At 50.0% G+C, this 23,242-nt stretch carries 29 protein-coding genes; 11 read left to right on the top strand and 18 right to left on the bottom strand.

Going from position 1 to position 23,242, the window contains the following annotated elements; genetic code table 11:
• Positions 1 to 35: 35 nt before the first annotated feature.
• The 4 genes from QRD89_RS06515 to QRD89_RS06500 all read right to left on the bottom strand — a co-directional run bounded on the left by QRD89_RS06515 (position 36) and on the right by QRD89_RS06500 (position 2,219).
• Positions 36 to 809 carry a class I SAM-dependent methyltransferase gene (locus QRD89_RS06515; RefSeq protein ID WP_286096539.1) on the bottom strand — a complete coding sequence of 258 codons (774 nt, stop codon included), beginning with the start codon at positions 807 to 809 and terminating at the stop codon, positions 36 to 38.
• Positions 810 to 907: 98 nt separating this feature from the next.
• Entirely contained in the window at positions 908 to 1,357 is a 450-nt protein-coding gene (locus QRD89_RS06510; RefSeq protein ID WP_026578436.1) for a GNAT family N-acetyltransferase, read from the bottom strand.
• A 50-nt stretch (positions 1,358 to 1,407) separates the two neighbouring features.
• On the bottom strand, positions 1,408 to 1,545 hold the full coding sequence (locus QRD89_RS06505; RefSeq protein WP_286096538.1) for a hypothetical protein: 138 nt from the start codon (positions 1,543 to 1,545) through the stop codon (positions 1,408 to 1,410).
• A 143-nt stretch (positions 1,546 to 1,688) separates the two neighbouring features.
• Positions 1,689 to 2,219, bottom strand: coding sequence for a hypothetical protein (locus tag QRD89_RS06500; protein WP_286096537.1), 531 nt, complete (start codon positions 2,217 to 2,219; stop codon positions 1,689 to 1,691).
• 93 nt (positions 2,220 to 2,312) lie between these two features.
• Between QRD89_RS06500 and QRD89_RS06495 the strand changes: the two genes are divergently transcribed.
• Positions 2,313 to 3,092, top strand: coding sequence for a MerR family transcriptional regulator (locus QRD89_RS06495; RefSeq protein WP_008638020.1), 780 nt, complete (start codon positions 2,313 to 2,315; stop codon positions 3,090 to 3,092).
• Here QRD89_RS06495 and QRD89_RS06490 read toward each other — a convergent pair.
• The 3 genes from QRD89_RS06490 to QRD89_RS06480 are packed head-to-tail and all read right to left on the bottom strand — an operon-like array spanning position 3,004 to position 7,899.
• Positions 3,004 to 4,221 carry a type III PLP-dependent enzyme gene (locus tag QRD89_RS06490; RefSeq protein ID WP_286096536.1) on the bottom strand — a complete coding sequence of 406 codons (1,218 nt, stop codon included), beginning with the start codon at positions 4,219 to 4,221 and terminating at the stop codon, positions 3,004 to 3,006. The genes QRD89_RS06495 and QRD89_RS06490 overlap by 89 nt on opposite strands.
• Before the next feature lie 7 nt (positions 4,222 to 4,228).
• Positions 4,229 to 6,133 (bottom strand): IucA/IucC family protein, encoded by a 1,905-nt coding sequence (locus QRD89_RS06485; protein WP_286096535.1) that lies wholly within the window; start codon positions 6,131 to 6,133, stop codon positions 4,229 to 4,231.
• Entirely contained in the window at positions 6,130 to 7,899 is a 1,770-nt protein-coding gene (locus QRD89_RS06480; RefSeq protein WP_286096534.1) for an IucA/IucC family protein, read from the bottom strand. Before QRD89_RS06480 ends, QRD89_RS06485 begins: the two co-directional genes overlap by 4 nt.
• Positions 7,900 to 8,105: 206 nt before the next feature.
• On the opposite strand from QRD89_RS06480, the gene QRD89_RS06475 reads away from it, so the two are divergent.
• Together QRD89_RS06475 and QRD89_RS06470 are read left to right on the top strand one after the other, a co-directional pair.
• On the top strand, positions 8,106 to 8,852 hold the full coding sequence (locus QRD89_RS06475) for an IucA/IucC family C-terminal-domain containing protein (RefSeq protein ID WP_286096533.1): 747 nt from the start codon (positions 8,106 to 8,108) through the stop codon (positions 8,850 to 8,852).
• A gap of 167 nt (positions 8,853 to 9,019) precedes the next feature.
• Positions 9,020 to 9,202 (top strand): YjzC family protein, encoded by a 183-nt coding sequence (locus QRD89_RS06470; RefSeq protein ID WP_008638014.1) that lies wholly within the window; start codon positions 9,020 to 9,022, stop codon positions 9,200 to 9,202.
• A 60-nt stretch (positions 9,203 to 9,262) separates the two neighbouring features.
• Here QRD89_RS06470 and QRD89_RS06465 read toward each other — a convergent pair whose 3' ends face one another.
• The gene (locus tag QRD89_RS06465) at positions 9,263 to 9,484 is read right to left on the bottom strand and encodes a hypothetical protein (RefSeq protein ID WP_008638012.1); all 222 of its coding nucleotides are present in this window, start codon (positions 9,482 to 9,484) and stop codon (positions 9,263 to 9,265) included.
• 75 nt (positions 9,485 to 9,559) lie between these two features.
• Entirely contained in the window at positions 9,560 to 9,898 is a 339-nt protein-coding gene (locus tag QRD89_RS06460) for an avidin-fold protein (RefSeq protein WP_286096532.1), read from the bottom strand.
• A 137-nt stretch (positions 9,899 to 10,035) separates the two neighbouring features.
• Between QRD89_RS06460 and QRD89_RS06455 the strand changes: the two genes are divergently transcribed.
• The 3 genes from QRD89_RS06455 (at position 10,036) to QRD89_RS06445 (ending at position 11,321) form a co-directional block, all read left to right on the top strand.
• Positions 10,036 to 10,353 carry an ArsR/SmtB family transcription factor gene (locus tag QRD89_RS06455; RefSeq protein WP_026578431.1) on the top strand — a complete coding sequence of 106 codons (318 nt, stop codon included), beginning with the start codon at positions 10,036 to 10,038 and terminating at the stop codon, positions 10,351 to 10,353.
• A gap of 65 nt (positions 10,354 to 10,418) precedes the next feature.
• Positions 10,419 to 10,847 carry a DMT family transporter gene (locus QRD89_RS06450; protein WP_008638006.1) on the top strand — a complete coding sequence of 143 codons (429 nt, stop codon included), beginning with the start codon at positions 10,419 to 10,421 and terminating at the stop codon, positions 10,845 to 10,847.
• A 12-nt stretch (positions 10,848 to 10,859) separates the two neighbouring features.
• The gene (locus QRD89_RS06445) at positions 10,860 to 11,321 is read left to right on the top strand and encodes a DMT family transporter (protein WP_008638005.1); all 462 of its coding nucleotides are present in this window, start codon (positions 10,860 to 10,862) and stop codon (positions 11,319 to 11,321) included.
• A 15-nt stretch (positions 11,322 to 11,336) separates the two neighbouring features.
• Here the strand turns inward: QRD89_RS06445 and QRD89_RS06440 are convergent, their stop codons facing one another.
• From QRD89_RS06440 to QRD89_RS06430, 3 genes are read right to left on the bottom strand one after another with little or no spacing between them, the layout of a single operon-like run.
• A complete protein-coding gene (locus tag QRD89_RS06440; protein WP_286096860.1) occupies positions 11,337 to 11,834 on the bottom strand; it encodes a GNAT family N-acetyltransferase in 498 nt (165 codons plus the stop codon).
• Complete coding sequence (locus QRD89_RS06435) at positions 11,834 to 12,490, bottom strand: class I SAM-dependent methyltransferase (protein ID WP_286096531.1); 657 nt, start codon at positions 12,488 to 12,490, stop codon at positions 11,834 to 11,836. Before QRD89_RS06435 ends, QRD89_RS06440 begins: the two co-directional genes overlap by 1 nt.
• Positions 12,487 to 13,287, bottom strand: coding sequence for a class I SAM-dependent methyltransferase (locus QRD89_RS06430; protein WP_062513005.1), 801 nt, complete (start codon positions 13,285 to 13,287; stop codon positions 12,487 to 12,489). The genes QRD89_RS06435 and QRD89_RS06430 overlap by 4 nt, the downstream gene beginning before the upstream one ends.
• 326 nt (positions 13,288 to 13,613) lie before the next feature.
• On the opposite strand from QRD89_RS06430, the gene QRD89_RS06425 reads away from it, so the two are divergent.
• Genes QRD89_RS06425 through QRD89_RS06410 form a run of 4 tightly spaced genes read left to right on the top strand, consistent with a single transcriptional unit; the run spans position 13,614 to position 18,160 of the window.
• Positions 13,614 to 14,852, top strand: a complete 1,239-nt coding sequence (locus QRD89_RS06425) for a M20 family metallo-hydrolase (RefSeq protein ID WP_286096530.1) — start codon at positions 13,614 to 13,616, stop codon at positions 14,850 to 14,852.
• An 11-nt stretch (positions 14,853 to 14,863) separates the two neighbouring features.
• Positions 14,864 to 16,471, top strand: coding sequence for an amidohydrolase (locus QRD89_RS06420; protein ID WP_286096529.1), 1,608 nt, complete (start codon positions 14,864 to 14,866; stop codon positions 16,469 to 16,471).
• A complete protein-coding gene (locus QRD89_RS06415) occupies positions 16,468 to 16,689 on the top strand; it encodes a DUF3311 domain-containing protein (protein ID WP_008637993.1) in 222 nt (73 codons plus the stop codon). The genes QRD89_RS06420 and QRD89_RS06415 overlap by 4 nt, the downstream gene beginning before the upstream one ends.
• Position 16,690: 1 nt before the next feature.
• Positions 16,691 to 18,160, top strand: a complete 1,470-nt coding sequence (locus tag QRD89_RS06410; RefSeq protein WP_026578426.1) for a sodium:solute symporter family protein — start codon at positions 16,691 to 16,693, stop codon at positions 18,158 to 18,160.
• A gap of 36 nt (positions 18,161 to 18,196) precedes the next feature.
• On the opposite strand, the gene QRD89_RS06405 is transcribed toward QRD89_RS06410, so the two are convergent.
• The 3 genes from QRD89_RS06405 to QRD89_RS06395 are packed head-to-tail and all read right to left on the bottom strand — an operon-like array spanning position 18,197 to position 19,214.
• Positions 18,197 to 18,796, bottom strand: coding sequence for a hypothetical protein (locus QRD89_RS06405; RefSeq protein ID WP_026578425.1), 600 nt, complete (start codon positions 18,794 to 18,796; stop codon positions 18,197 to 18,199).
• Positions 18,797 to 18,817: 21 nt separating this feature from the next.
• Entirely contained in the window at positions 18,818 to 19,033 is a 216-nt protein-coding gene (locus tag QRD89_RS06400; protein WP_286096528.1) for a hypothetical protein, read from the bottom strand.
• A gap of 25 nt (positions 19,034 to 19,058) precedes the next feature.
• A complete protein-coding gene (locus QRD89_RS06395) occupies positions 19,059 to 19,214 on the bottom strand; it encodes a hypothetical protein (RefSeq protein WP_161484892.1) in 156 nt (51 codons plus the stop codon).
• A 92-nt stretch (positions 19,215 to 19,306) separates the two neighbouring features.
• On the opposite strand from QRD89_RS06395, the gene QRD89_RS06390 reads away from it, so the two are divergent.
• Positions 19,307 to 19,501 (top strand): DUF4177 domain-containing protein, encoded by a 195-nt coding sequence (locus tag QRD89_RS06390; RefSeq protein ID WP_008637989.1) that lies wholly within the window; start codon positions 19,307 to 19,309, stop codon positions 19,499 to 19,501.
• 154 nt (positions 19,502 to 19,655) lie between these two features.
• Here the strand turns inward: QRD89_RS06390 and QRD89_RS06385 are convergent, their stop codons facing one another.
• From QRD89_RS06385 to putP, 3 genes are all read right to left on the bottom strand, one after another.
• On the bottom strand, positions 19,656 to 20,480 hold the full coding sequence (locus QRD89_RS06385) for an undecaprenyl-diphosphate phosphatase (protein ID WP_008637988.1): 825 nt from the start codon (positions 20,478 to 20,480) through the stop codon (positions 19,656 to 19,658).
• 13 nt (positions 20,481 to 20,493) lie between these two features.
• The gene (locus tag QRD89_RS06380; RefSeq protein WP_008637986.1) at positions 20,494 to 21,105 is read right to left on the bottom strand and encodes a DedA family protein; all 612 of its coding nucleotides are present in this window, start codon (positions 21,103 to 21,105) and stop codon (positions 20,494 to 20,496) included.
• A gap of 458 nt (positions 21,106 to 21,563) precedes the next feature.
• Complete coding sequence (putP, locus tag QRD89_RS06375) at positions 21,564 to 23,036, bottom strand: sodium/proline symporter PutP (RefSeq protein ID WP_008636458.1); 1,473 nt, start codon at positions 23,034 to 23,036, stop codon at positions 21,564 to 21,566.
• Positions 23,037 to 23,242 lie beyond the last annotated feature (206 nt).

The following is a 23,242-nucleotide window of genomic DNA, read 5'->3' as shown; positions in this document are numbered from 1 at the left end:
AGATTGTGAGAGACGTTACTAAAGGAAGAATAATTCTACGCTTTCACAGCTCTTGTAGCAAGGAAGGTTTTGATATGATTATCCAATATTCTGGTTCCGCCGAAATCGTCTTCGTAAAATCCATTAAGGACAAACCCAGCATCGATCTGGCCCTGTATCTGATCTTCCAACGTATGAGCATACTCAATGGTCTGGTTTGATTTTATGTATGCTTCGACATCGCTTTCCGGCATATAATCAAGCGTCGACGACGGTACCGAGTGCTTCACATCCAGTATCCCTTCTCTTTCCTTGTCATCATCAAAAATCCATAACAGCGGATTGGTGAAACCAGTGATCAGGACACCACCACGGCTCAAAACCCTGTATGCTTCTTTCCAAACGAGGTGTACATCTTTCACAAACAAATTTGAAACCGGGTTGACGATCAAATCAAACGATTCATCCTCAAAGTCACTCAGATCTGTCATGTCCCCTTGTACAATCCTTAAAGACAATCCGTCTCTGTCTGCGACATTCCGATCCTGCTCCAGCTGCCTCTTAGAAATATCCGTCACCGTAACATCTGCTCCTGCCGCAGCGAGAACGGGTGCCTGTTGTCCCCCTCCGGAAGCCAGACAAAGGATTTTTACATCCTTCAACGATTCAGGAAACCAATTCCTGGGTACTTGTTTTTCCGTTGTCACGCTTATACTCCATTCATCCTTCTTCGCTTTTTCTATCACTTCCCTGCTTACAGGCTTTGTGTACTTGGAGCCCTCTTCTACTTTCTGGTCCCAGGCCGTACTATTCTGCTGCGTTGTATCCATGAAAGATCACCCCTGTAAAATTATGTATTCAATAAATATCATTGTAACATAGCAACTATGGTTCCAATGATATTTGGTTTATCTAATAACAGGAAACCCTACCTAAGCTCTTTATACATAATTACATGCGGCCCTAGGGAAGGATAGTCAAAAGCTTCTCCGAAAGGTTGAAAACCAAGCCTCTCATAATATTGCTTTACAGAAGTCCTGCCTTTACACCAAAGCAGATCTGCTGCAAGATGTTTCAATTCGCTCTCTCCAAAGGTCACTACCTCCCTTCCTGCTCCCTTCCCTCTATATTCTTCGACAGTAGCCATAGCCCTTAATCTATATGGATGAGAGTCTGCCAATTCCGGATGAGATTCAGGATAAAAAGAAGCCACACTGACCAATTCTCTTTTATGGAACGCACCTATATGAAATGCCCCGGAATCATGATCCGTATCATATTGACATGCCTGAAACGATTGATGTGGTCTGAGTATTTGATGTCGAAGATGGTACGTTTGTTCTGCTTTAATTCTTTGCACTTTGAAATGGATTTCCATTAGAAAAATCACTCCCATACTTGATTACAAGAGGGGTTCACCTAAGGCCTCTAAAAAACATCCCATCCCTTTGACTTCGGCCCCCCATCCACTTCTTTCCCTCCTGCTATTCTCTTCTTCATGCAGCCTGCAAAATGGTTCGAAACATCCTGATCATACTTCCATCTATCCATACATTCGTTAACCATTCGTCCCTCACCTGCTTCCATTCCTCTTCCAATCCATTGATGATCCTCCAGAGAGAGTTTTTTAATTTGGCAGGAGTTGCTCCCATAAAACTATTCGGTCCTGAAATTATCAACGAAAAAAGAGCGGAAGCCGTGCTCCGCTCTTACTTCTTCGGCCATAGGAAATGACTTAAAGCGATCAGGAAATCCGCTCCGAGGACAAGCGACCAGATCCGCCAGACGCCGAAGAGCGCTTCGGTTCTCTCCGGATCACCGATCAACCAGATCAACAGCCACAGGAAAGCGGACCCGATCGCATAAGCAAGGATGTGCTGCAGAAAGCTTTTGAAGTAGTGACGCGCATACTCCATCCCTTTGCGTTTCTTTGGTTTCGGACCGGATTTCGTAACATAATATTGAAAGCGTTCGTCCGCCCAGCGGATCATGCTCTTCCCGAACGCGATGGATACTCCGATATAAACCGCTGCTACAGCGTGGATCGTCGTCGCCGTCGCCCCACGGTAAAGGTCGATGCTTGTCGCGATGAGAAGAAGAAGATCGATCACCGGTGTAAGGGCGAGGAAGAACAGCCCTGCCTTCTCCTTTCCTGCGACGTAGCGAAGCACAAGTCCGAGCAAAATGACGACCCAAAATCCAATTTCACTGAAAACAATCAACCAGCCGATACCATTCAAAAGCTATCTCTCCTCTGCTGCCAAACTATGGTATCCTCATCATAAAGGATGACGTTACGTCACCTGCAAGTTTTTTTGGAGGTGTTTTGGAAAATGGGCTTACATACGACAGGAGAAGTAGCGAAACATTTGGATATTACGGTGCGCGCGGTCCGGTATTATGACCAGATTGGATTAGTATCACCTGCTGCCAAAGACCCTTCCGGCAGAAGGCTCTACTCCGAAGAGGAGGTCAGGGAGCTCGAGAAGGTGCTGCTCCTGAAGTCGCTTGCCATGGGGCTTGACGATATCGAGAAGATTCTCAAGGAGACGACGATTGCCGAAATCCTCACCCTTAATGAAGCGAAGCTTCGGGCATCGATCGCCGATCTGGAGCAGTCTTTGGGGCAGAACGAAGCATTGAAGAACTCGCTTCGCCTCGAAGGGACGATCCGATGGGACGCGCTGCTTCCGCTCGTACGGGACAACAAGCAGCGGACGGATCAAAACCGCTGGAACCATCATTTCAATGAAGAGGAGCAGATGCTTTTGAAGCAGGACCTTCCGAAAATGGAAGAAGCGGAAACGAAAAAATGGATCCGCCTGGTTGAGCGGACCCGGATATGTATCGAGCGGGGCATCGGTCCCGATTCAATTGACGGCCGCTTGATCGCCGAAGACTGCCTCGCCTTGTCTGCAGGCATGCTGGGAGATGACCCTGTTCTCATCGATAAATTCTGGCAGGCGCGTAAATCCGAGGAGACATCCGCAGAGCTCGGGCTCTATCCCGTGTCTCTGGATATTCTCACTTTTCTCGAGGAAGCGTTCCAGCATCTTCCTGAGCAAGCACTTCCCCATCCCGAACATACACGTGTTCCGGGTGGGGATGACTGAGAAAATCGTGATGGGAAATCGTCCATGCGTAAGCTCCCGCGTATTCGAAAATAACGATATCGCCGGCCCGCAGGTTGTCCACGTAGTCACCGCGAACGAGCACATCGTTCGGCGTACAGAGTTCCCCGGCGATCGTGACATTTCCCTTCTCTACACCAGGACGCTTGAAGGGATACGGCCATGATTCGACCGGATGAATGCGGAAAGGATGGCTCATCTTCCAGGCGGCCGGCAGCCGTAAATGATGGGTACCGCCCCGCACGACGGCAAACCATTGGCCGTGGTTTTCTTTGACATCCAGCACTTCCGTCACATAATAACCACTCGCTGCCGTCAAGTAACGTCCGATTTCCAGGATAAGCGTCCATCCCTCCGGATCCAGCCGGTGCATACCGGCGGCGAATGCTTTCCAGTCAAACGGTTCTTCCGGCTTCCAATAGTTGATACCGATCCCTCCGCCGATATCGATGATCGAGGCTTCCAACCCGTAGCGCCGGCGCCAATCGTCTGCTTTCTCTACGCAGAGCTGGACAAATCGCACGTGTGCTTCTGCATCGAGATTGTTGGACATGGCATGGAAATGAAAGCCTGCAATCGACACTCTGCTTTCTTTCTCCGACTGCTTGATGCAGGCCGCCACATCTTCCTCCGACATTCCGAACTGACTTGGAACACCGGACATCATGTGGTGGCTTTCCGGTACGTCGCTGCTTAAGTTGACGCGGAGCAGGACAGGAATGGATATACCTTTTTCCTCAGCTAAATGGGCAATGCGGTCCCAATCATGGGTGCTTTCGACGTTGATATAACGGACACCTTCCTCCAACGCAATCTCGATTTCGCACTGCTTCTTCCCTGGGGCACCGAAGACCATCGGCTTTCCATAGGCAGCCGCTTTGGCGATCTCTCCACCTGACGCGACATCAAACCCGTCGATGATCGGTGCGAGCGTCTTCAGAAGGTGTCGGTCCGGATTCGCCTTCATCGCGTAAAAGAAGGAACAAAAATCCGGGAGCGTCTCCTTGATCATCCCGGCATGCTTTTCGAGCCGGGTAAGATCATACACATAGGCACAGACAGGATTCGAATGATCCTGTCTTTCTTCTATATATCTTTCGATGGCTTTCATCTTTCTGTCATCCTTTAGCTAATGGATTCGGCACAGCATTATAGCCGTACCCTTTACTTGCTGTGAGACGCATCGTCGCGAGCGATTTATGCATGACGGCAGGCTGGTATAAAAACGCACGGTCCGTCTCCACCGCTTCCGGCGCATCTTCCATAAGCGACGTCAAGACACGATCGGACACCTCCCTCACAGCCATCCAATACTGCGCTTCTTCTTCAGAAGAGGTGACGAGCTGCTTGATGATCTCTCCGAAATGGTTTTGGAATACGGTGTAATACAGCTTGTTGTGCATATCAGAGATGTCGTTGGTGATCGAGACGGAATCCGGTGCGAAGGCGGGCTTCATTCCGTGAAACCGGAGTCGTTCTGTATATATCCTGGCCCCGCCCCAGTCCCGGAAGAAAAACCTGGTGAGCCGGCCGTCCTTGAAAACAGGAATGCTGTTCTGAAGATGGCCTTCCAGGGCGACTCCATATTTGACCATCAGCGTCAAATAACCGGGAAGCACTTTTTCTACATAGTCGATAAAGAATTCGAGCCGGGATAATGGTGAGTTCTCCACGATTTCTTGAATGATCGTTCCGTTGTACATCGGAGACTTCGCATACAGCGCCATCCCGGCAACGGCCGCCTCTCCCTGTTCCAGTTTGTCATCGATGCTTTCCCGGATCAGCATCGTCAAGTTCCTGCTTTTCAGCCGGTCATCCGTATGAAAAGCGGCTCCGCCAAGTTCATACAGGGGAAGAAAACCGTCAAGCTGCGGCTCCCGCTCAAGGATTGCCGCCAGCATTTCCGAAAAGACGGTCGTATTGAGCGCGGTCTGTGTAGAGATTGACCGGACTGTAGAAGTCATCTGGCTGTTGACGGCAAGCTTCAACACCGGGGCACCCTTCTTTTTGGAAGTGACCGTCCGGAAAGAGGAAGTGGCATCGACCGGCAGAACCGTTCCAGGAAGAAGAACAACGTCCCCGGAGGCACATTCTTCCTTATAAATGTCAGGGATGGCATGCTCGAACTGCCACGGATGGACAGGCAGAATCTCATAATCCTGAGCCGGAAGCCCTCTCGCCGCCAGTTCCTTCCCCGCCTCCTGTAAACACTCTGGATAGCAATCGGCAAGCATGGATGCCTGGGTCGTCTTGATCACCCGGTGCTGCCGGACGGCAACAAACCGGAGAGCGAAAGACTGTCGGAACTCAGGGGAATAGCGCAGTACATCCGCATAGCTCAGTCCCAGCTTCGTCTTCGCCCCAGGATGAAGATGGTGTCCGTCTGTGACAAGCTGTTCAAAGAAAAGACTCGGTTCCCTGTAATGGGAAAGGGCATATTCGGTTGTCGAAGTTCTGCCGGCAGCCTCTTCTCTCACGCTCGTCGCCCACTGCTCCTGATTCATCAACGCAAGTGTCAGATTCGCCGCTCCGTTATTAAGTTCCCTTAGGAACGTATCCACATTCGGATACTTTTCCCTGCTGAAAAGCAGTCGGGAAAGCTCCGACGCCGTTTCGACAGGGCGATAACTTCCAGCATCGAAATAGACGACTTCTCCGGTCGTGTGGACACGCTGGAAAGCAGATTCACCATCGATGGCGAACATTACGCCGTAAGTTCCGAATGTTACCGCTTGATAAGTAAGCTCGGGTTGGAAGTCATAGCCTTGCAGTCCGTTGTACATAGAGGGAAGGACGGCACGGTTCAACTGTCCTCCCTCCATTTTTACCGGAATCGCAGCGGCCTTCTCATACGCCCCGTCGATATTCTCACGGAAATAGGCATCGGACAGCTTTTTCACTATTCCTCTTCTGCCTTCCGGAAGGTATTCGAGAAATCTATCCACCTCTTCGGGATGCTGCTTCTGTAAAAACTGCAGACAATCCGCTTCTTCCTTCAACAACGATCGTTCTGTCACGGTCATCGTCCACGCACCTCGCTTTCCTTTGTAAACGGATTCGGCATATCTACATAGCGATTCTCCGTCACTTCATTCTTCAACCGCATCTGCACGAGCGCCTTCATCCGAGCCGGCCGGTGCAGGATTCGCTGGATATCTTCCCTTGCTTCTTCCGACAGGCGGGCGGCCGTTTCCTTGATTACCTTCTCCACTTCCGCCCACAGACCGTCTTCCGCACATCCGGTCTTTCTTGCCAACTGTACGATAATTTCACCGAGATGGTTATGCAGCACCGAATGGGTAAAGATATCAAGCAGCTCTTCGGTATCATCAGTCAGCAAATTGGTGCTTGCATCAATCGGTACATCACCGAAATGTTCAGCGAGCCGCTTCTCCAGCACGCGGATGCCGCCGTGATCACGAAGGATCGTCCGCAGCGGATGCCCGCCTTTGAAGACGACCACTGCATTCTGGAGGTGCGCTTCCATAGCGATCCCGTATTCTCCTAACAGATGCAGCACTCCAGGCAGAAGCGCTTCGGCATAGCGGCGGATGAAGGCACGCGGAGATCCTGCCCGTTCCGATGCTTCCTCCGCAATCGTTTTTCCGGACACGGGAGAAGGCGCGAGCAGGGACGCCCCCGGAATCGCTACTTCCTCATCACCTAATGCATGCTCCGGATTTTCCCTTACAACAGCCGCCAAATTTTTCTGAAAGAAATGGACATCCTCCACTCCTGTGGACGGTTGATAATGGATCGCTGCCGGTTCTTTCATGGTGCTCAAATGGGAGCGTAATGCTTCATCGGACTCAAGCAAATCCTTGAAGAATCGGGAAAGCATCGGCCCGTTGTAAGTGGATGCGGCAGACACCGTCCGCACCGCACTCGTCATTTGGATGTTGACGGCTGTTTTAATATGGTGCTTCCATTGATTATTTAACGGTGCAAGGGAGCGGAAGGAGATGAGCGCAGCTGTCGCAATGTCCGCGCCTTTTACACGCTTGATTCTGCCGGCTTCTATATCCGCTTGGTAATCCTTAACGATCGTATGCTTCCACTGCCATGGATGGACGGGGATTAAAGCATAATCATCAGGATGGTTTATCTCAGAAAGAAAGGCTTTTTCCACTTCTGGATATTCCGCAAAAAGAATATCTTTCACCGTTTCCCCCTCCATGAGGGTCTCCCGGAATAACTGTTTATGAACGGCGACGGGAATAACCGCCGGTGTCCCACCCCACTCCGGAGCATACAGCCTTGCTTCTTTTTCGGACAGGCCGATCCTCGTCCGGGCACATGGATGAATCGTGTGGCCCTGGATGACCAGCTGTTCGAAAAATGTCAGAGGACTGAACGCTTTTGATTTTTTTTGGAGAACATAAGAAAAAACATCCGATACACCGAGCGCTTCGGCTTCTTGTTCCACTTTCTGGTTCCGTTCTTCTGACGCGGTGAGTGCAAGTGCGAGATTCCGGACACTGTTCTTCACTTCTATATAGAAAGGATCATCCGTCGGCAGGAAGAGACCCAGGACCTGCAGCGGGTCCGTTATTTCGTGCACATCTTCTCCTTCCACATACTGAACGCGGGCGATATCGAGCTGCCCAAGCCTGTATGTATGGGTGATCTCTACCTCAAGTGCCGCTTTGCCGATTGGAAATGCGGCCCCGTTTGGAAGGAGATCGTATGGATAGGCCTCTTCCCTGATCATCGCCTGCACCAAAAGGTGAAGAATGATCCGGTCGGCTTGATTTTGTATGTAGGTGGTACAATTCGTTTCGTTATGCATTGGGGTTCTTTCCTTTCCATCTTGATACGGACTACCCTATTCCCTGTTTCCAGCCGGGTTAATCACCATAGGCTTAGCTTACGACGAGACGGGCACATTATGCCTGTTCGGATAGTTGAGAGGAACGCCATCTTCTTTTATAATTGAAAGTAGTTCTCATTTCCAGCGTTATGCCTGGAAAAATCCAAATTGTAGGAGTCATTTTCATGAATACTGCATGGGAGCAATTAAAACAGGACCACCGGTTCTATATCGGCACGGACCATGAACATAAAATTACACATGAGCTGGAAAGCCTTATCGACCATAAACCGGCATGCCGCGCTTTATTGGAAGCTCAGAACGAAGGGTTGGCAGCCCCCGACCTATCGATCACCGGGCTGTTGTTCGGGAAGATGTATTCGGTCATGACGATGGGCATGTACGAAACGATCGTGAAATACGGGCTCGTCATCGATGCTTCGCCTGAGAATATCGGCATCGAATGTTTGGAAAAAAATAAAATGAACTACGTCATCCGTGAAGAAGCGGTGGCTTCCATCGAAGACTTGACCGAAGAAGAAGTGAAGGATCGTATCCGCCGGTTCATTACGGAGAATCTTCAGCCGTTGTTCCAAACGATTGCGAAAGCATCGAACTGCAAATCGACGCACATGCGCTCGATCGTCAGTCACAACCTGCACCAACGGAGTCTCGCTTTCGCTGAAGAGCACCCGGAGAAGAAAGACTTCGCGGAAAAAGTCCTGCACTGGTTCACTTCCGAAGAGCTGTTTGAGGACGGCACGGTCAACCCGCTTCACTTCAAATTCCGCTTTTTCGAAAAGGAGAACGGTAAAGGGACCTACGTGCGCAGACACTGCTGCATGAAGTACATGCTGCACCAGGGAAACAAGAAGAACTGCTGCCCGACCTGTCCGCTCATATCCGATGAGGAGCGGGCGGACAGACTGTAGATAAAGCAGAGAAAAGATACAAAGGCTCTTTCCCATAGTCCCTTCTACTCACCCCTCCTACAAATGTAACATTTTGGAAAAAACATGTTTTCGATTGGTTTTATCTGGATATATAGCCTATGTGCGCACACAAAATATAACCAAAATCGGAAAGGATGTTTTTACAAATGGCAGACCGTTACAAGACTGGAGAACAGGCACCTGAAGCAGGAACATACCAATTTGACGGATTAGTAGATGGTGGCAGTGGAGATGTGACGGAAGATGAAAAACATATCGAACTGAGCAACGGGGATACATTCCCTCCGCTTCGTTCCAACAAAGAAGCTGCATATTGGAAAAAAGCCTGACCGAATGAACACATAAAAGGTCCTGAGCTCAAATCGAAGCTCAGGACCTTTCCTATGCCTTCATTTCTTCCGTCCGCCATCAATCACCTGGAAGGTGGTCTTATCATCCGGATGCCGGTCGAAAGCGACGATCGTAGCTCCGACTCCGATCCGAAATGATCCGTCCGGGTCTATGGAGAACAGCGTCCCTTCCTCTTTCACATGAATCGCCTGGACATTGTGTTTGGCGAACAGCTCCTGTATATCACCGATCAGCTCGTCCTTCCCATAAGTGAATCCCATGCCCATCCACTCCCTTGAAGTAAGTCATTGACTATAGGATATGTGACAGGCGGCCGGGACATACCTCCATTTCACTTAAACTTCCCGGATCAATGATTCCCCTCTTGTCTGTGCTTTATCATTCCACTGCCATCTTTCCCAAAGTTCCAATTTCCCTTCCTTCGTTAAGACTGGTGTCGAGACGCATGATCCGCCGCGGATTTCCTTCTGGTTATTGACATGGTTGTAGCGGAATTCCAGCGTATCGTCCTCCTTGACGATTCCCACCAGACTCCCTTTCACAATGTCGCCTCCGCTGTAATCCGCGTAAATGATGCTTTCTTCCTGATAATAATGGAACGTCGTTTCTGCGGATACTTCCCCGTCCTCCGTATTTTGGACGGATACAAATGTTTTGTTATGTACATCAATCATGTGTGCTTCCTCCTTTAGTTACGATTCTATTTCATTCGACATTCCGGAGGCATCCCCTCTGTCTCGGCCCTTTCTTTCTTATTTTTCCCGATGCCGTCTTTTTGACAGATCGAACATCATCGATTAGTATAGTCCCCATGGAAAACTACGTAGAAATTTTCAAAGTGTTGGCCAACGAAAAACGTTTGGAAATGCTCCGGTGGTTGAAGGATCCTATGACTTACATCGACAAGCCGGCCGACCACCTTTCGGAAACGATTCATCACAAAGGCGGCATATGTGTTGGAGATATCCAGGAACAGTCCGACATGTCCCAATCGACGGTTTCGCATTATTTGGCGATGATGCAGAAAGCAGGGCTGCTGGAATCCGAACGTCACGGGAAGTGGACCTACTACCGGAGAAATGAAGCGGTCATCCAGAAAGTGGCTGCCTACATGAAAGAAGAGCTGTGAGCTCTTTTTTTTGTTTTTCATATCGACATTATTCGAATTGTAGATATAACAGGAGGGGAAAAATCATGAAACTATGGATGTATATCGTCGCACTGATTGCAGGTTTGTCTTTGAGCATCGAAGGGGCGATCTATGGAGAACTTGGTCAATCCATCGGGAAGCTCGAAGCAAGCTTTTATAACTTTCTGGTCGGTTCCATTATCCTTGGAATCGTTCTCTTATTTTTAGGAAAAGGCTCCTTGTCCTACACCTTCCAAGCACCTAAATGGCAGCTGACCGGAGGACTGCTGGGAATGACCTACTTAACGATCTTGGTCATCGCCGTACCACTTGTCGGCGTCGGTGCAGCCATGATCAGCGTCATCGTCGGGCAAATGGCGATGAGCATGGTCATCGAGCATAAGGGATGGCTCGGCAGTAAAGCACGGAAAGTCAAAAAAGAAAAAATCATTGCCGTCCTATTGATGGCGGCCGCACTGATTCTGATTTATTAAGGAGGAGAAAAAATGGGGATTCTTTTAGTAGCAGCTTCTGTGATCGGTGGAGTGCTTCTCAGCTCCCAATCCTCGATCAACGGAGCATTCAGTAAACACGCAGGTACGTATGAGAGTACCTTTATGACTTTTTTCACCGGAGCGTTGATGCTGGCCATCGTCGTATTATTCTTCGGACAGGGGGATTTCCTCGCCGTCCTTGATGCGCCGAAGTGGCAGTTGACGGCCGTCTGGTTCGGTGTCGGATACTTGTTCCTCACCATTCTCGCCGTGCCGAAGATCGGTGTCATCGCAACGAATATTGCGACCGTCATCGGACAGCTTGTCGGAGGGATCATCATCGATCACTTCGGTTTGTTCGGCGGTCTCCAAATTTCTTTCGACTGGCAGCGGGGCACAGCGATCGTACTGATGCTGATCGCACTCCGACTGATCTATGTCGCGGATAAAAAGACAGTCCAAGAAGCAATGTAAGAACAGGAGCGGATGTTATCCGCTCCTTCCCTTTAGATCCTTTACGAACAAAACCCGCTCCACCCCTTTCCCGTCATAATCCGTATGCACCTTTACGCCATCCACTACTTTATCTCCAGGAACGACGGTAAATCCCATCCGTGTATGATAAGCGATTGATAAACGATTGACTGGAGACGTAATCGCCCGTACCCTTAACCTGCCATGCTCCACCGCTTTTTCAAAGAACCTGTCGTAAAGCGCGGCTGCTATTCCCAGCTTTCGATAAGCCGGGTCGACCCCCACAAAATGAATATACGCTTCCTCCTCCCGTGATTGGGATAAGAAACCGATTAGAAAGCCGACGATTTCCCCGTTCACCTCCACGATAAAGCTGGTGTCCTGAAAGTGATCAAAGAAAAGTTTCGGCAGGGACAGCTCCCTGCCTCCCCACCACGCTTTCATCTTTCTTGTGACGACGGCATGATCGGAGGAGGTGCAAAGGCGCATGGTCCCGTCTCCATTCCATTCCATCATTCTGCCCCCTTTTTTCTGGCAGCAACGAACCATAGGACAAGATCTTCCCGCTGTCCCGAGGGATCCATTTCCGTCTGAATATGCTCCCTGCATTCAAGCAGTGTGTAGCCGTCCGGAAGCTCGTCCATCACGGCCCGTTTATCATAGAAGCGCAGGGTCTTCCCCTTATGGTGGAACGTATGCGGCTCTACTTCCACCCCTGTTCCATAATTTTTCTTATCTGCTGTGGAAAGGCATGTAAACAACAGCAGGCCTCCCTTATGTAAATGCTTATCGCACGCTGCGAGCACCTTCTTCCGATCTTTCTCCAGAAAAAGAGGCAGGACGTTCGACAGGAAGACGGCATCAAAAGATTCCCCGGCAGCCATTTCCCGTATATCCATCCGCTCATACCGCAGCTGTTCCATTACCTCCGGTTTATCTGCCGTTGCCTGTCTGAGTGCCTCGGACGATACATCTGTTCCGAGCACATGGAAACCTCTCTCGGCAAAAGCGCGACTGTTCCGGCCGTACCCGCAGCCCGGTACGAGGATTGACCCAGCGCCATTCACGACGAGAAAAGGCAGAGCGAGTGCCACGGAAGGACACGGCTGATCGCCCCATAGTTTGCCTGCTTCATAACGTTTATCCCAATAGCTTTTTACCGTATTCATCTGCTTCCCCTCTTTCCTTGTTTGCGGCCGATCTTCACAGATACCCGCCTTCTTTCTTCATACATTCCACAAGATCCGAGTGCTGCCTTCACTTCTTCTTCAAACAAATGAGCATCTTCTCCAAGGTACTGCTTTTTTCCGAAAGACGTAGAATAATGGTTCCCGATGATGGATGGGATATCCCACCGGATCGTAACTTCGGGAAGTTCATATACTTCAAGATCGAAAGCGGACTGCTCTATTATTTGTTCGTGCGTTATTTCCGGATGGCTGTACGTCGTGTTTCCCGCCCGTCTTGTCGGTCCATACCAGCGGCGGACGACTTCGTTGAATGTCTCCTGCCATTCGGTGGCTGCTTTATCCGGTTCATAATCATCGATGACGGCTACTCCTCCGCCCGGCACGACGAACTCATACAGGGAATCGAGCGTCCCGGCACGATCCATCCAATGAAAAGCCTTCGCTATCGTTACGACATTCATTCTATGGAACTGATTCAGATACTCTTCTACGGTTCCGTGAACCCACGAAACATTCTCTTTTCTCTTCTTTCTTTGAAGCATTCGCGCCACATCGAGCATTTCTTGTTCTTGATCGACACCGATGACCTCCCTGCAGTGATCAGCGAGTCGGAGAGCAAGGTCACCCGGTCCACATCCGAGGTCGATCACCGTCTGTGACCCGTCAAGGGAGAAACGGTCATGGAGCAAGTGAAGGAGCGTTTCCGGGTATACCGGACGATAAGCGGCATAATAAACAGCTGTACCTCTGAATAAATCTTTCCCGTAATCTTTCAATTATCTTCTCCAGTCCTTTCACCATTGTACAGATACCTGAAACGAAAAAGTGGACACCAGCGCATGATCAGCATCATAGTCAGGGTGCATAAACATTTCCACTGTCTGGTCACCTTCTTGGAAATTATTACATATTATCCAAAACCGACATTTTGTCATTTAAAGACAGCAGCCTCCTAAACCCTTTGAATCCAAGCTTTAAGCAGTATGTAAAGACAATCTCTCTCCTCTATTATACAGAATAATCAAACATCTTTTGACATTTTGTTAATTGTCGAATAATTCCGAACTTGATATAGTGAGTACAACTAAGGAGGAGAGCAGCGATGGAAATCAATGATACGAGATACGAGAATCATATCAATACGCTTGCGGAGATAGGAAGAATCGGAGAAACCGGCGTCTGCCGCCTCGCCCATTCAAAAAAAGACCGGGAAGCGGTGGATATCGTCAAAGGCTGGATGGAGGAAGCCGGCCTTGAGACGAAGATCGATACATTCGGTAATCTGATCGGCCGGAAAGAAGGAAAAAATCCCGACCTTCCGATTTTGATGATGGGCTCGCACATCGATTCTCAACCCTACGGCGGCAGATATGACGGAACGGCCGGCGCACTGGCTGCTATTGAAGTGGTACATACGATGAAAGACAAAGGCATGCAGGCGGAGCGAACGATGGAAGTCGTCTGCTTTTCGGATGAAGAAGGTTCCCGCTTCAACAAAGGGGTATTCGGTGTTCGAGGATTGATCGGTCAGCTGGAGGAAGGCGAACTTCAACGGAAGGACAAAGAGGGCGTCACACGCTTGGAAGCGCTGCGGGAGTTCGGCGTCGAACCGGACCTTTCCCAAAGCCCGGTGTATAAACCAGGTGATATTGAAGCCTTCCTGGAAATGCACATCGAACAAGGACCTGTGCTGGAATCGAAGGACAAACCCATTGGTATTGTGTCTGCTATTTCTGGACCGATCTGGCTGACCGTTACCTTGGAAGGATTCGCCGGACATGCAGGGTCCGTACCAATGAACATGCGCCAGGACGCTCTTCTCGGGGCGGCATCCATCATTAAGAATTTCAACGCACTTATCCAAGAGGAAGGAACGCCGAACACGGTCGGGACCGTCGGAAGCATCGAGAACTTCCCGAACTCAAGGAACATCATTTCCGAGAAGGTCTCCTTCACGATCGATCTCCGCGATATCGATGTCGAAGCGCGTTCGAATTTGGAGAAAAAGACGCATGCCATCATCGAAACAGCTGCCACGGAATATAACCTGGAGTTCTCCGTCACGGAAGATACGAAGAGTGAACCGAGGTACTGCGCAGACTGGATCAAAGACATCATGAAGGAAGAGGACGATAAACTCGGCTATGACTCTCCCGTCTTGATGAGCGGTCCGTTCCACGATGCGTTGTTCATGTCGTACATCAGTGATTACGGAATGATTTTCGTCCGCTGCGAAAAAGGGATCAGCCACAACCCGCTGGAATTCGCAGAAATGGACGATTTGACTAAAGGGGTCGAACTGCTCTACCAAACAGCATCACGCATTGCCAACATCAACTAGGAGGGACAACGATGAAAGCGACACGAGTATTTATCAACGGGGAAGTGTTCACATCCGATCATCGCTTCTCGGTTCACGAAGCGGTCGCCATTGGCGGAAACCGGATTCTTGGAGTCGGTACAAATCAGAAGATACAAGCTTTCGTAGAAAGCGGTACGGAGGTGACAGACCTGGAAGGACGGACGTTGATGCCGGGGTTCATCGACGCGCACGCCCACCTCGAACTTTACGGAACGAATCAGCTCGGCTTAAACGCCAAAGCGGTCCATTCGATTCCGGAACTGCTGGACCAGCTCTTACTGGCAGCAGAGGATATACCGAAGGGACAATGGATCCGGGGCTGGGGGTATAACCAGAATCATCTGGCAGAACAGAGACACCTGACGAGAGATGATTTGGACAAAGTGTCCACCTCGCACCCGATCATCGTCGTTCGAACGTGCGGGCACATCTCCTGCGTCAACACGAAAGCTCTGGAACTGACGGGTATCACCGATTCAGTCGTCGATCCTCCAGGAGGTAAGTACCACCGTGACACCAGCGGCCGTTTGACCGGACTTTTAATGGAATCCGCCCATATGGCCATGTTCCAACACGCGGACTACTCCGAAGAAGAGGTCCAAAAGGGTCTGGCGATCGCTTCCGCTGATTTTCTTGAATTAGGAATTACAAGCGTCCACGATGCCGGCGGATATGGAACGAAGCATATCCGCTATCTCCAAAAAGCGGTACAGGAAAAGACGCTGAAGCAGCGCATATACGCTCTTTACGGTTCGCTTTCGGACTCCGTTTCCATGGTGGAGGCCGGCATCCGGAGCGGGATAGCTACAGGTATCGGGGATGATTTTTTCCGGATCGGGCCTGCCAAAGTGTTCATTGACGGCAGCAGCAGCGGTCCGACGTGCAAAATGCGGGAAGGGTACACAAGCAATCCTGCAGATTCCGGTATGCTCTACATGGATCAGCATGCCCTCGACAGAAGCCTTCTCTCCGCTTATGAACATGGCTGGCAGCTTACGGCCCACGCCATGGGTGATCAAGCAGTGGACATGCTTTTGACCACGCTTGAGAGAGCCCGGTCTGGACGTCCCGGCACACGTCACCGCATCGAGCACAGTGGGTTCACACCGGCTGATCTCGTCCAGCGCATGAAAGCAGTCCGGGCGATACCGATCCCGAATCCCGCTTTCCTGCACGAATTCGGTGACGGTTACCGGAAAGACTACGGGAATCGCATAGAAGCGATGTTCCCCTTGCACGCCTTCGCTCAAAACGATATCCCATTTGCAATCGGTTCGGACAGTCCGATTACGACCGCCGATCCGTTCGTCGGCATTCATGCAGCCATCACAAGACAATCGAAGTCCGGACGGTCCGTCGGCGCGGAGCAGGGAATCACTCTGGAAGAAGTGCTGCGGGCTTATACGTGGGGAGGAGCTTATGCAAGCGGTGAAGAGGATGTGAAAGGAAGCCTTAAGCCCGGGATGCTTGCAGACTTGATCATCCTCGATCGCCCTGTCCTGAATACTCCTATCCAGCAACTTCCTGAGGTGACCGTCGATGAGACGATCCTGGATGGAAAAACCGTCTTTCACAAACTAAAGGAGGATGTCTATTGAGCAAACAACAATTCGTTAAACTCTACTGTCTATCACTGCTTGCCCCTTTCTTATTGATGGTGTTTCCATTATTCGCCATCGGAAACAGGGAGACGCCCTTCATCATCGGGCTCCCCTTCTCCGTTTTCTGGGTGATCTTCTGGATCATCATCACATTCATTATCGTCCTATTCCTGTATCGTCTCGATCCGGACAAGGACGAAGAGGAGGTACAATGATATGACACAATGGCAGATCGCAATGATCATGATGATCGGTTATTTAGTCGTCGCCTTAATTATCGGTGTCCTGGCCGGGCGCAAACAGGACAAAGAGTCGTTGGAGGAATTCACCGTTGCAGGCGGAAATCTGGGACTCTTCGTCATGTGGTTCCTCATGGGAGGAGCCGTCTTCAGCGCTTTCTCCTTCCTCGGCGCTCCAGGATGGGCGTTCTCCCGCGGAGCACCCGCCCTGTACATCATCACCTACACCGCTTTCGCCATTCTTCCGTGGTACATAATTGGTCCGAAAATCGGTAAGATCGGCCGCAAGCACAACTTGTATACCGTCTCCGGCTTCCTGCAGAAGCGCTATTCCAGCCGCGGACTCGCGATGCTGATCGGTATCATTACACTGCTTGCTTCCATTCAATATTTAGCGACGCAGATGAAAGGAATGGCCTACATCTTCAACATCATGACCGAAGGAAGAATCCCGATTTGGCTGGGCGCCCTTCTTTCCTACGGCATCGTTGTCGTTTATGTCGCGACCGGCGGGCTCCGGGCGGCAGCCTGGTCGGATGTCTTTCAGGGAATTCTCATGATCGTCATTTCATGGACCGTCGGAATCACAATCGTCAACCAGCTGCATGACAGCATCCCGAACATGTTCCGAAATCTTACGGAATCGAATCCAGGCTTCCTCCAGATCGGAGCAGAAGGATCGACCATGTCAGCCATGGCCTATACGACAATGATTCTCGTATCGACCATCGGGTTCCTGATGTGGCCGCACTTATTCTCTAAATCCTACGCGACGAAAGCCCGGACGATCAAGAAGACAGTGCTTGTCTATCCGGTCTTCGCCCTGTTTCTAATTCCACTTTTATTTGTCGGTTTCGCCTCCGTCAACGTCATCGATCCCTCTCAGATCGGGTCACCGGATGAGATCCTTCCTTACTTGATCACGACCGTGATGAACCTCCCTGGATGGGTATACGGCCTTGTCGGTGCCGGAGCGCTTGCCGCCGCGATGAGTACGGCCGACGCCATCACCCACAGCGCCTCTCTTGAGCTGACGGACGGCTTCATCAAAAATGTCAAAAAAGATTTGTCATCGAAACAGACGCTTCTCATTATGCGGATCGGCGTCTTCGTAATCGGTGGACTCGCCTACTTCATCACCGTTTTCGGAGGACAGGGGCTTATCGCCCTGCTGCTCGGAGCTTATGGCTCCATCGTTCAATTTGCCCCGGGTGTGTATGCCGCCCTTTATTCTAAACGTGTCACTGCACCCGCTGTCGTAACCGGCATGATCGTCGGAACAATCGTCAACTACTACTACCAACTTGTCGCAGACAGCCAGCCGCTTGATATCAACCCGGGTATTCTCGGATTGCTTACAAATATTGCACTCGTCGTCATCGTCAGTGCCTTCACGCAGACGAAGGAGCTGGAAATGGCCGAAGAATACAGAAAGATAGGATCATGATAACAATCCCCGGCTTGCCTCGCAGCCGGGGATTCTTCATTCTATATCGTGTTTGTTTTTGATTTGAAGCTCAAGGACAATCGCTTCTTCCGCCTGTTTCAGATCTTCAGGAAAAGTGTGAGCGTCCCCTATCCCTGGTGCTTCTAAGGAATTACCGGTGGAACCTTTCACATAGCCCACATAAAGGGGGCGGCCTTTTTCGAGAGTTTCTTCCTGTTCAAGAGATTGAAAGATATATCCCATCTCCTCCTTCTCCCCTTGACCACTGTGACTGGAAGCCACATACCCTTCCGGGGAACCTATGATGAAGTCCACTCCTTCCTCAGACCTCAACAGCTGGAACGAATGAAGTGCTTCCTCAAAGTCCCCTCCTTCCCAGGATTCAAAAGTAGACAGCGCCTCTGCCGTTTCTTTCCCATTCTCATAGGTCGTCATGGAAGCGACGACCACCTCATCCTCTCCAATGCTTCCATCAAGCGTGTAGAACATTTTGAAATCCGCATAGATCTGTTTTGCCAATACTTCTCCTTCTTCCGAAAGCTCCGCCGGCTTCACGGTAAGTCCACTGGAAGCCTGGCTGTTTTGACAGGCGGCAAGTACAAACAGAACGCCCAACATCCATCGTGTTTTCTTCATGATGGTTTCAAACCTCTCCTCTCAGCTGTTCGTTGTAAGCTCGACCAGCTTCTCTTCCCTTAGAACGATTTTGACGTTCCACCTCGGATGCATGACGAGGCTCCCGTCCTCCTCCATCTCGAGTGCTATATGGATGTCGTCATCTTCTGCGGTAAGCACCGCCATCCGTTGATGGTCCTTATCTATGTATGGTTTCAAGCTCTTATCAAGAACCACATTCCATCCGAAAAAATCCATCCCCATTTCCTCCCTTTCCATCTCTTCAAAGTACACCGGAAGCGAAGAGAGCAATGGCAAGACTCAGCACGAATGAAAGGAACCAGTCCCGCTTCCCCGTCGTTTTTAGCAGCACATTCATTACAGAGCTGATGCTCATACATATGAAGAATATGATAACGATGAAAATGAAAGATACCAACAGTCTCCCTCCTCCCGATTATATCCTACCAGATTTTTGAAACAAACGTGTAGTTGATACGTATAGAAGAATATAATCTGGAGGTGTCGCACATGTATGAACATAAATTCATCAAGTTGGAACTATCTTCGTTACGCAGGAAGCCGGAAAATGACTACCACGAAGTCGTTCACGAACAGGCAAAGGACGGATGGGAACTGGTCCAGATCTTTGCACCAGGATCAAGCAGCTACGGCATTCCTTCCTACTATGAACTGATATTCAAACGCCAAAAAGAAACCTCCTGACTAAAGCCGTTCGTTGCAGAAGCACGCCCGGTGTTGATGTATGTAAAGAAAGAGGACACGAACCGGATGCCCATGGAAAACACCGCTTTTTCCGCAACCCCTCCTCTTATGAACAACAAAAAAGCTGCCATCCTCAAAGGGGCGGCAGCTTCCTTCAAAAATACAGCACATATAACAAGCCGGCAAGCAGGATTCGGTAGATGGCGAACGGAACGAGCTTGATCCGGTTGATCAGCTTCAGGAAGAAGCGGATCGAAATAAGCGAAAACACGAATGCACTGATGAAACCGACGGCAATGAACGGAAACGCATCAACCGTGAAGTATTCCAGGTTCTTCATCAAAGACAGCCCACTCGCACCGAGCATGATCGGGACAGCCATGATGAACGTGAAATCCGAGGACGCCCGGTGGCTCATCCCGAGAAGCACCCCTCCTGAAATCGTCGATCCGGATCTTGAGAACCCCGGCCACAGGCCGATACATTGAAACAGCCCCATTCCGAACGCCTGCCTGTATGTGATGCGGTCGACCGTCATCGTCGTGTGTCTCTGCCCTTTCTGATAATAATCGGCAAAGATCATAAGGACGGCTCCGGCAGCAAGGCCGATAATGACCGTCTGAACGGAAAAAAGATACGTATCGATATAATCTTCAAATAGGAATCCGAGGATTCCCGCCGGAATGATGCCGACGATGACCTGCGAAAGCTTCAGCTTCGGTCCGCTTCTATCCACGGGCTTCCCTACGTGAAGCATCTGTTTGAATTTGTCTTTGAAAATGACGACAACAGCAAGGATGGAACCTAATTGGATGACCACCTTGAACGTGTTGGCGACCGGTTCGCTGAACAACTCCCTGGAGTGCAGCCAAAGCTCATCGACGATGATCATATGCCCGGTCGATGATACAGGTGCAAACTCGGTCAATCCCTCTACAAAGCCGAGCACGACAGCAACAAGGAATACCCACAATACCATTTACGTCTCTCCTCTAATGCTTCCTTCTTTTCTTCTTCAAGTACAGCAGAACGAAGAGAAGGAAGGCTATCCCCAAAAGGATATAGATAATGGTAGAATACACGTCCATATAGCGGACGACTTCCGTCCAGGACTCGCCTACAGAAGCACCGACGTTGACAAGGACGACATTCCATATCAATGTCCCGAGCGTCGTCAACAGCAGAAAAATACCGAGAGGCATGTTCGACATCCCCGCCGGAATTGAAATCAAACTGCGGATCAGCGGCACGAACCGGCAGAAGAATACCGTCCACGGGCCGTACTTATCGAACCAGCGGTCTGCTTTCCGGACATCTTCCTTCGTCAATCTCAACACACGCCCGTAGCGGTCGATGAGCTTCTCCATCCGCTCCACATCGAGCTGGAGCCCGATTCCGTACAACACGAGCGCCCCGATCACAGAACCTGCCGTCGATGCCGCAACGACACCGGCCACGCTCATATAGGTCGAAGTCGTAAGAAATCCACCGAACGTAAGGATGACCTCTGACGGGATCGGTGGAAACACATTTTCCAAAGCGATCAGCAGTAAAATCCCTATGTACCCATAATTGTTCATCATATCCAACAGCCAGTTCTCCATGTCATTCCCCTACTCTTTTTTTCTATTCAATGAGGGCTTTTAAAACAAACACTTCTTTCTATAATAAAACTATTAGAAGACAAGCAGAAGTATTCGTCCCCCATCTTTACACAATATTTACAATACCACTTTCCAGGTAATTGAAAAAGCTCTGCATCTGACAAATCTGGTAAGTATATAGTCTTTAACTTCTTTTAAGAGGTGTATCAAAAATTAGAATTTATGATTGCAAGCTGCATACGAGAGAGCGGGCTCCGGGAAATGGGACGCTTTCCACGGGGCGGCCGGTGAGCCTCCTCATCGCGTTGCTCTTCCGGGGTCTCACCTGTTCCGCTAATCCCGCTGGAGTCTGCCCATTTCCCTCCGCCCTTTATCGAAAGTGGTATCTCTCCGCTATATCGTACATGGCTTCTTTAACAAACGAAAAGCCCCCTATCCAAGGATAGAGGGCTTACAGCTTATGCCTGTTTCATTTTCTCTTTATACTGATCGTACTCATCCTGTACGGATTGAGGCGGCTCTTTGCCGATCAGACTGACAATAATAATGGACAGGAAGGAGAATACAAATCCAGGGGCAAGCTCGTAAAGGTCGAAGATTCCACCTTCCAGGCTGCTCCAGACGATGACCGTGACGGCACCGACGAGAATCCCCGCTACTGCACCGTTACGCGTCATCCGCTTCCAGAACAAGGCAAGCAGAATCAACGGACCGAATGCAGCACCGAAACCTGCCCATGCATAACTGACCAGCTCAAGCACTTTACTATCGCGGTCATATCCAAGCAGGACAGCGATGAACGCAATTCCGATAACGGAAATGCGGCCGACGATCATCTCTTCTTTCTGGCTCGCTTCTTTACGGAAGATCGCTTTATAGAAGTCCTGTGCCAGGGCACTGGAAGATACAAGCAGCTGGGAATCGACCGTACTCATAATGGCAGACAGAATCGCTGCCAGCAGGAACCCGGCGACCCATGGGTTAAACAATACCTGCGAGAACATGATGAAGACCGTTTCCGAATTGGCAAGCGGTGCATCAGCGAAATAAGCGATACCGGCAAAACCGACAAATATCGCGCCGAACAGGGAAATGATCATCCAACCCATACCAATCATCCGCGCTTTCGGGATGTCTTTCGTTGAACGGATTCCCATGAATCGTACGACGATATGTGGCTGTCCAAAGTAACCGAGTCCCCAGGCAAGCAGCGACACGACACTGATGACCGTCACGCCGGAATAGACGTCAAGATAAGACGTATCCATATTTCCAATTGCCTGGACGGTTTCATTCCAGCCGCCAAGTTCTTGAATGGCAACAATCGGTATGATAATCAACGCAAGGAACATCAAGATTCCCTGGATAAAGTCGGTCCAGCTCGCGGCAAGGAACCCGCCGAACAGCGTATAGGAAAGAATAACAGCGGCACCTACCCATAAAGCAAGTCGGTAGTTCATACCGAAGGAGTTCTCAAGCAGCACCGCACCTCCTACGAGACTGGAAGATGTATAGAAAGTAAAGAAGATCAAGATGATGATCGCAGATAATACACGAAGCACTTTCGTATGATCGTGGAAACGGTTCTCAAAGAAATCCGGAACCGTGATGGAATCCTTAGCGACTTCGGTGTAGACACGGAACGGCTTGGCAACGAACTGCCAGTTCATGAACGCTCCGGTAGCAAGACCGATCGCAAGCCAGATCGAGTTCATTCCTGTGAGGTACATCGCACCAGGAAGTCCGAGCATCAGCCATCCACTCATGTCCGAGGATCCGGCACTCAGGGCGGCGACACCAGGGGTCAGTCTTCTTCCCCCAAGCACGTAGTCAGACAGATCGCTCGTCAACCGGGCGGCGACGTAACCGACGATCTGCATCCCTACGAGATATACAATAATTGCGATTAAGGTTTGAATGTTTATGTCCATTGGTGATTCACTTCTCTCCCTTTTCTGTAAAGAATGTAATGATGCATATGATAATTAACAACGGCATTGGAATAAGCAGCCAACACCATGTGGCAAGAGTTAAATCAAACTCCACAAATTACCCTCCTCGATGTTTACAACCTTATTTCAAAAACACATGTGGAGTAGTATAACATAAACGCGTATTCTGACAAAAACCGCACCAT

This window comes from Halobacillus sp. ACCC02827 (assembly GCF_030291935.1).
Classification (GTDB): domain Bacteria; phylum Bacillota; class Bacilli; order Bacillales; family Halobacillaceae; genus Halobacillus.
Note: the sequence above shows the minus strand (reverse complement) of the source record. Positions and strands in the feature narration are given on the sequence as shown.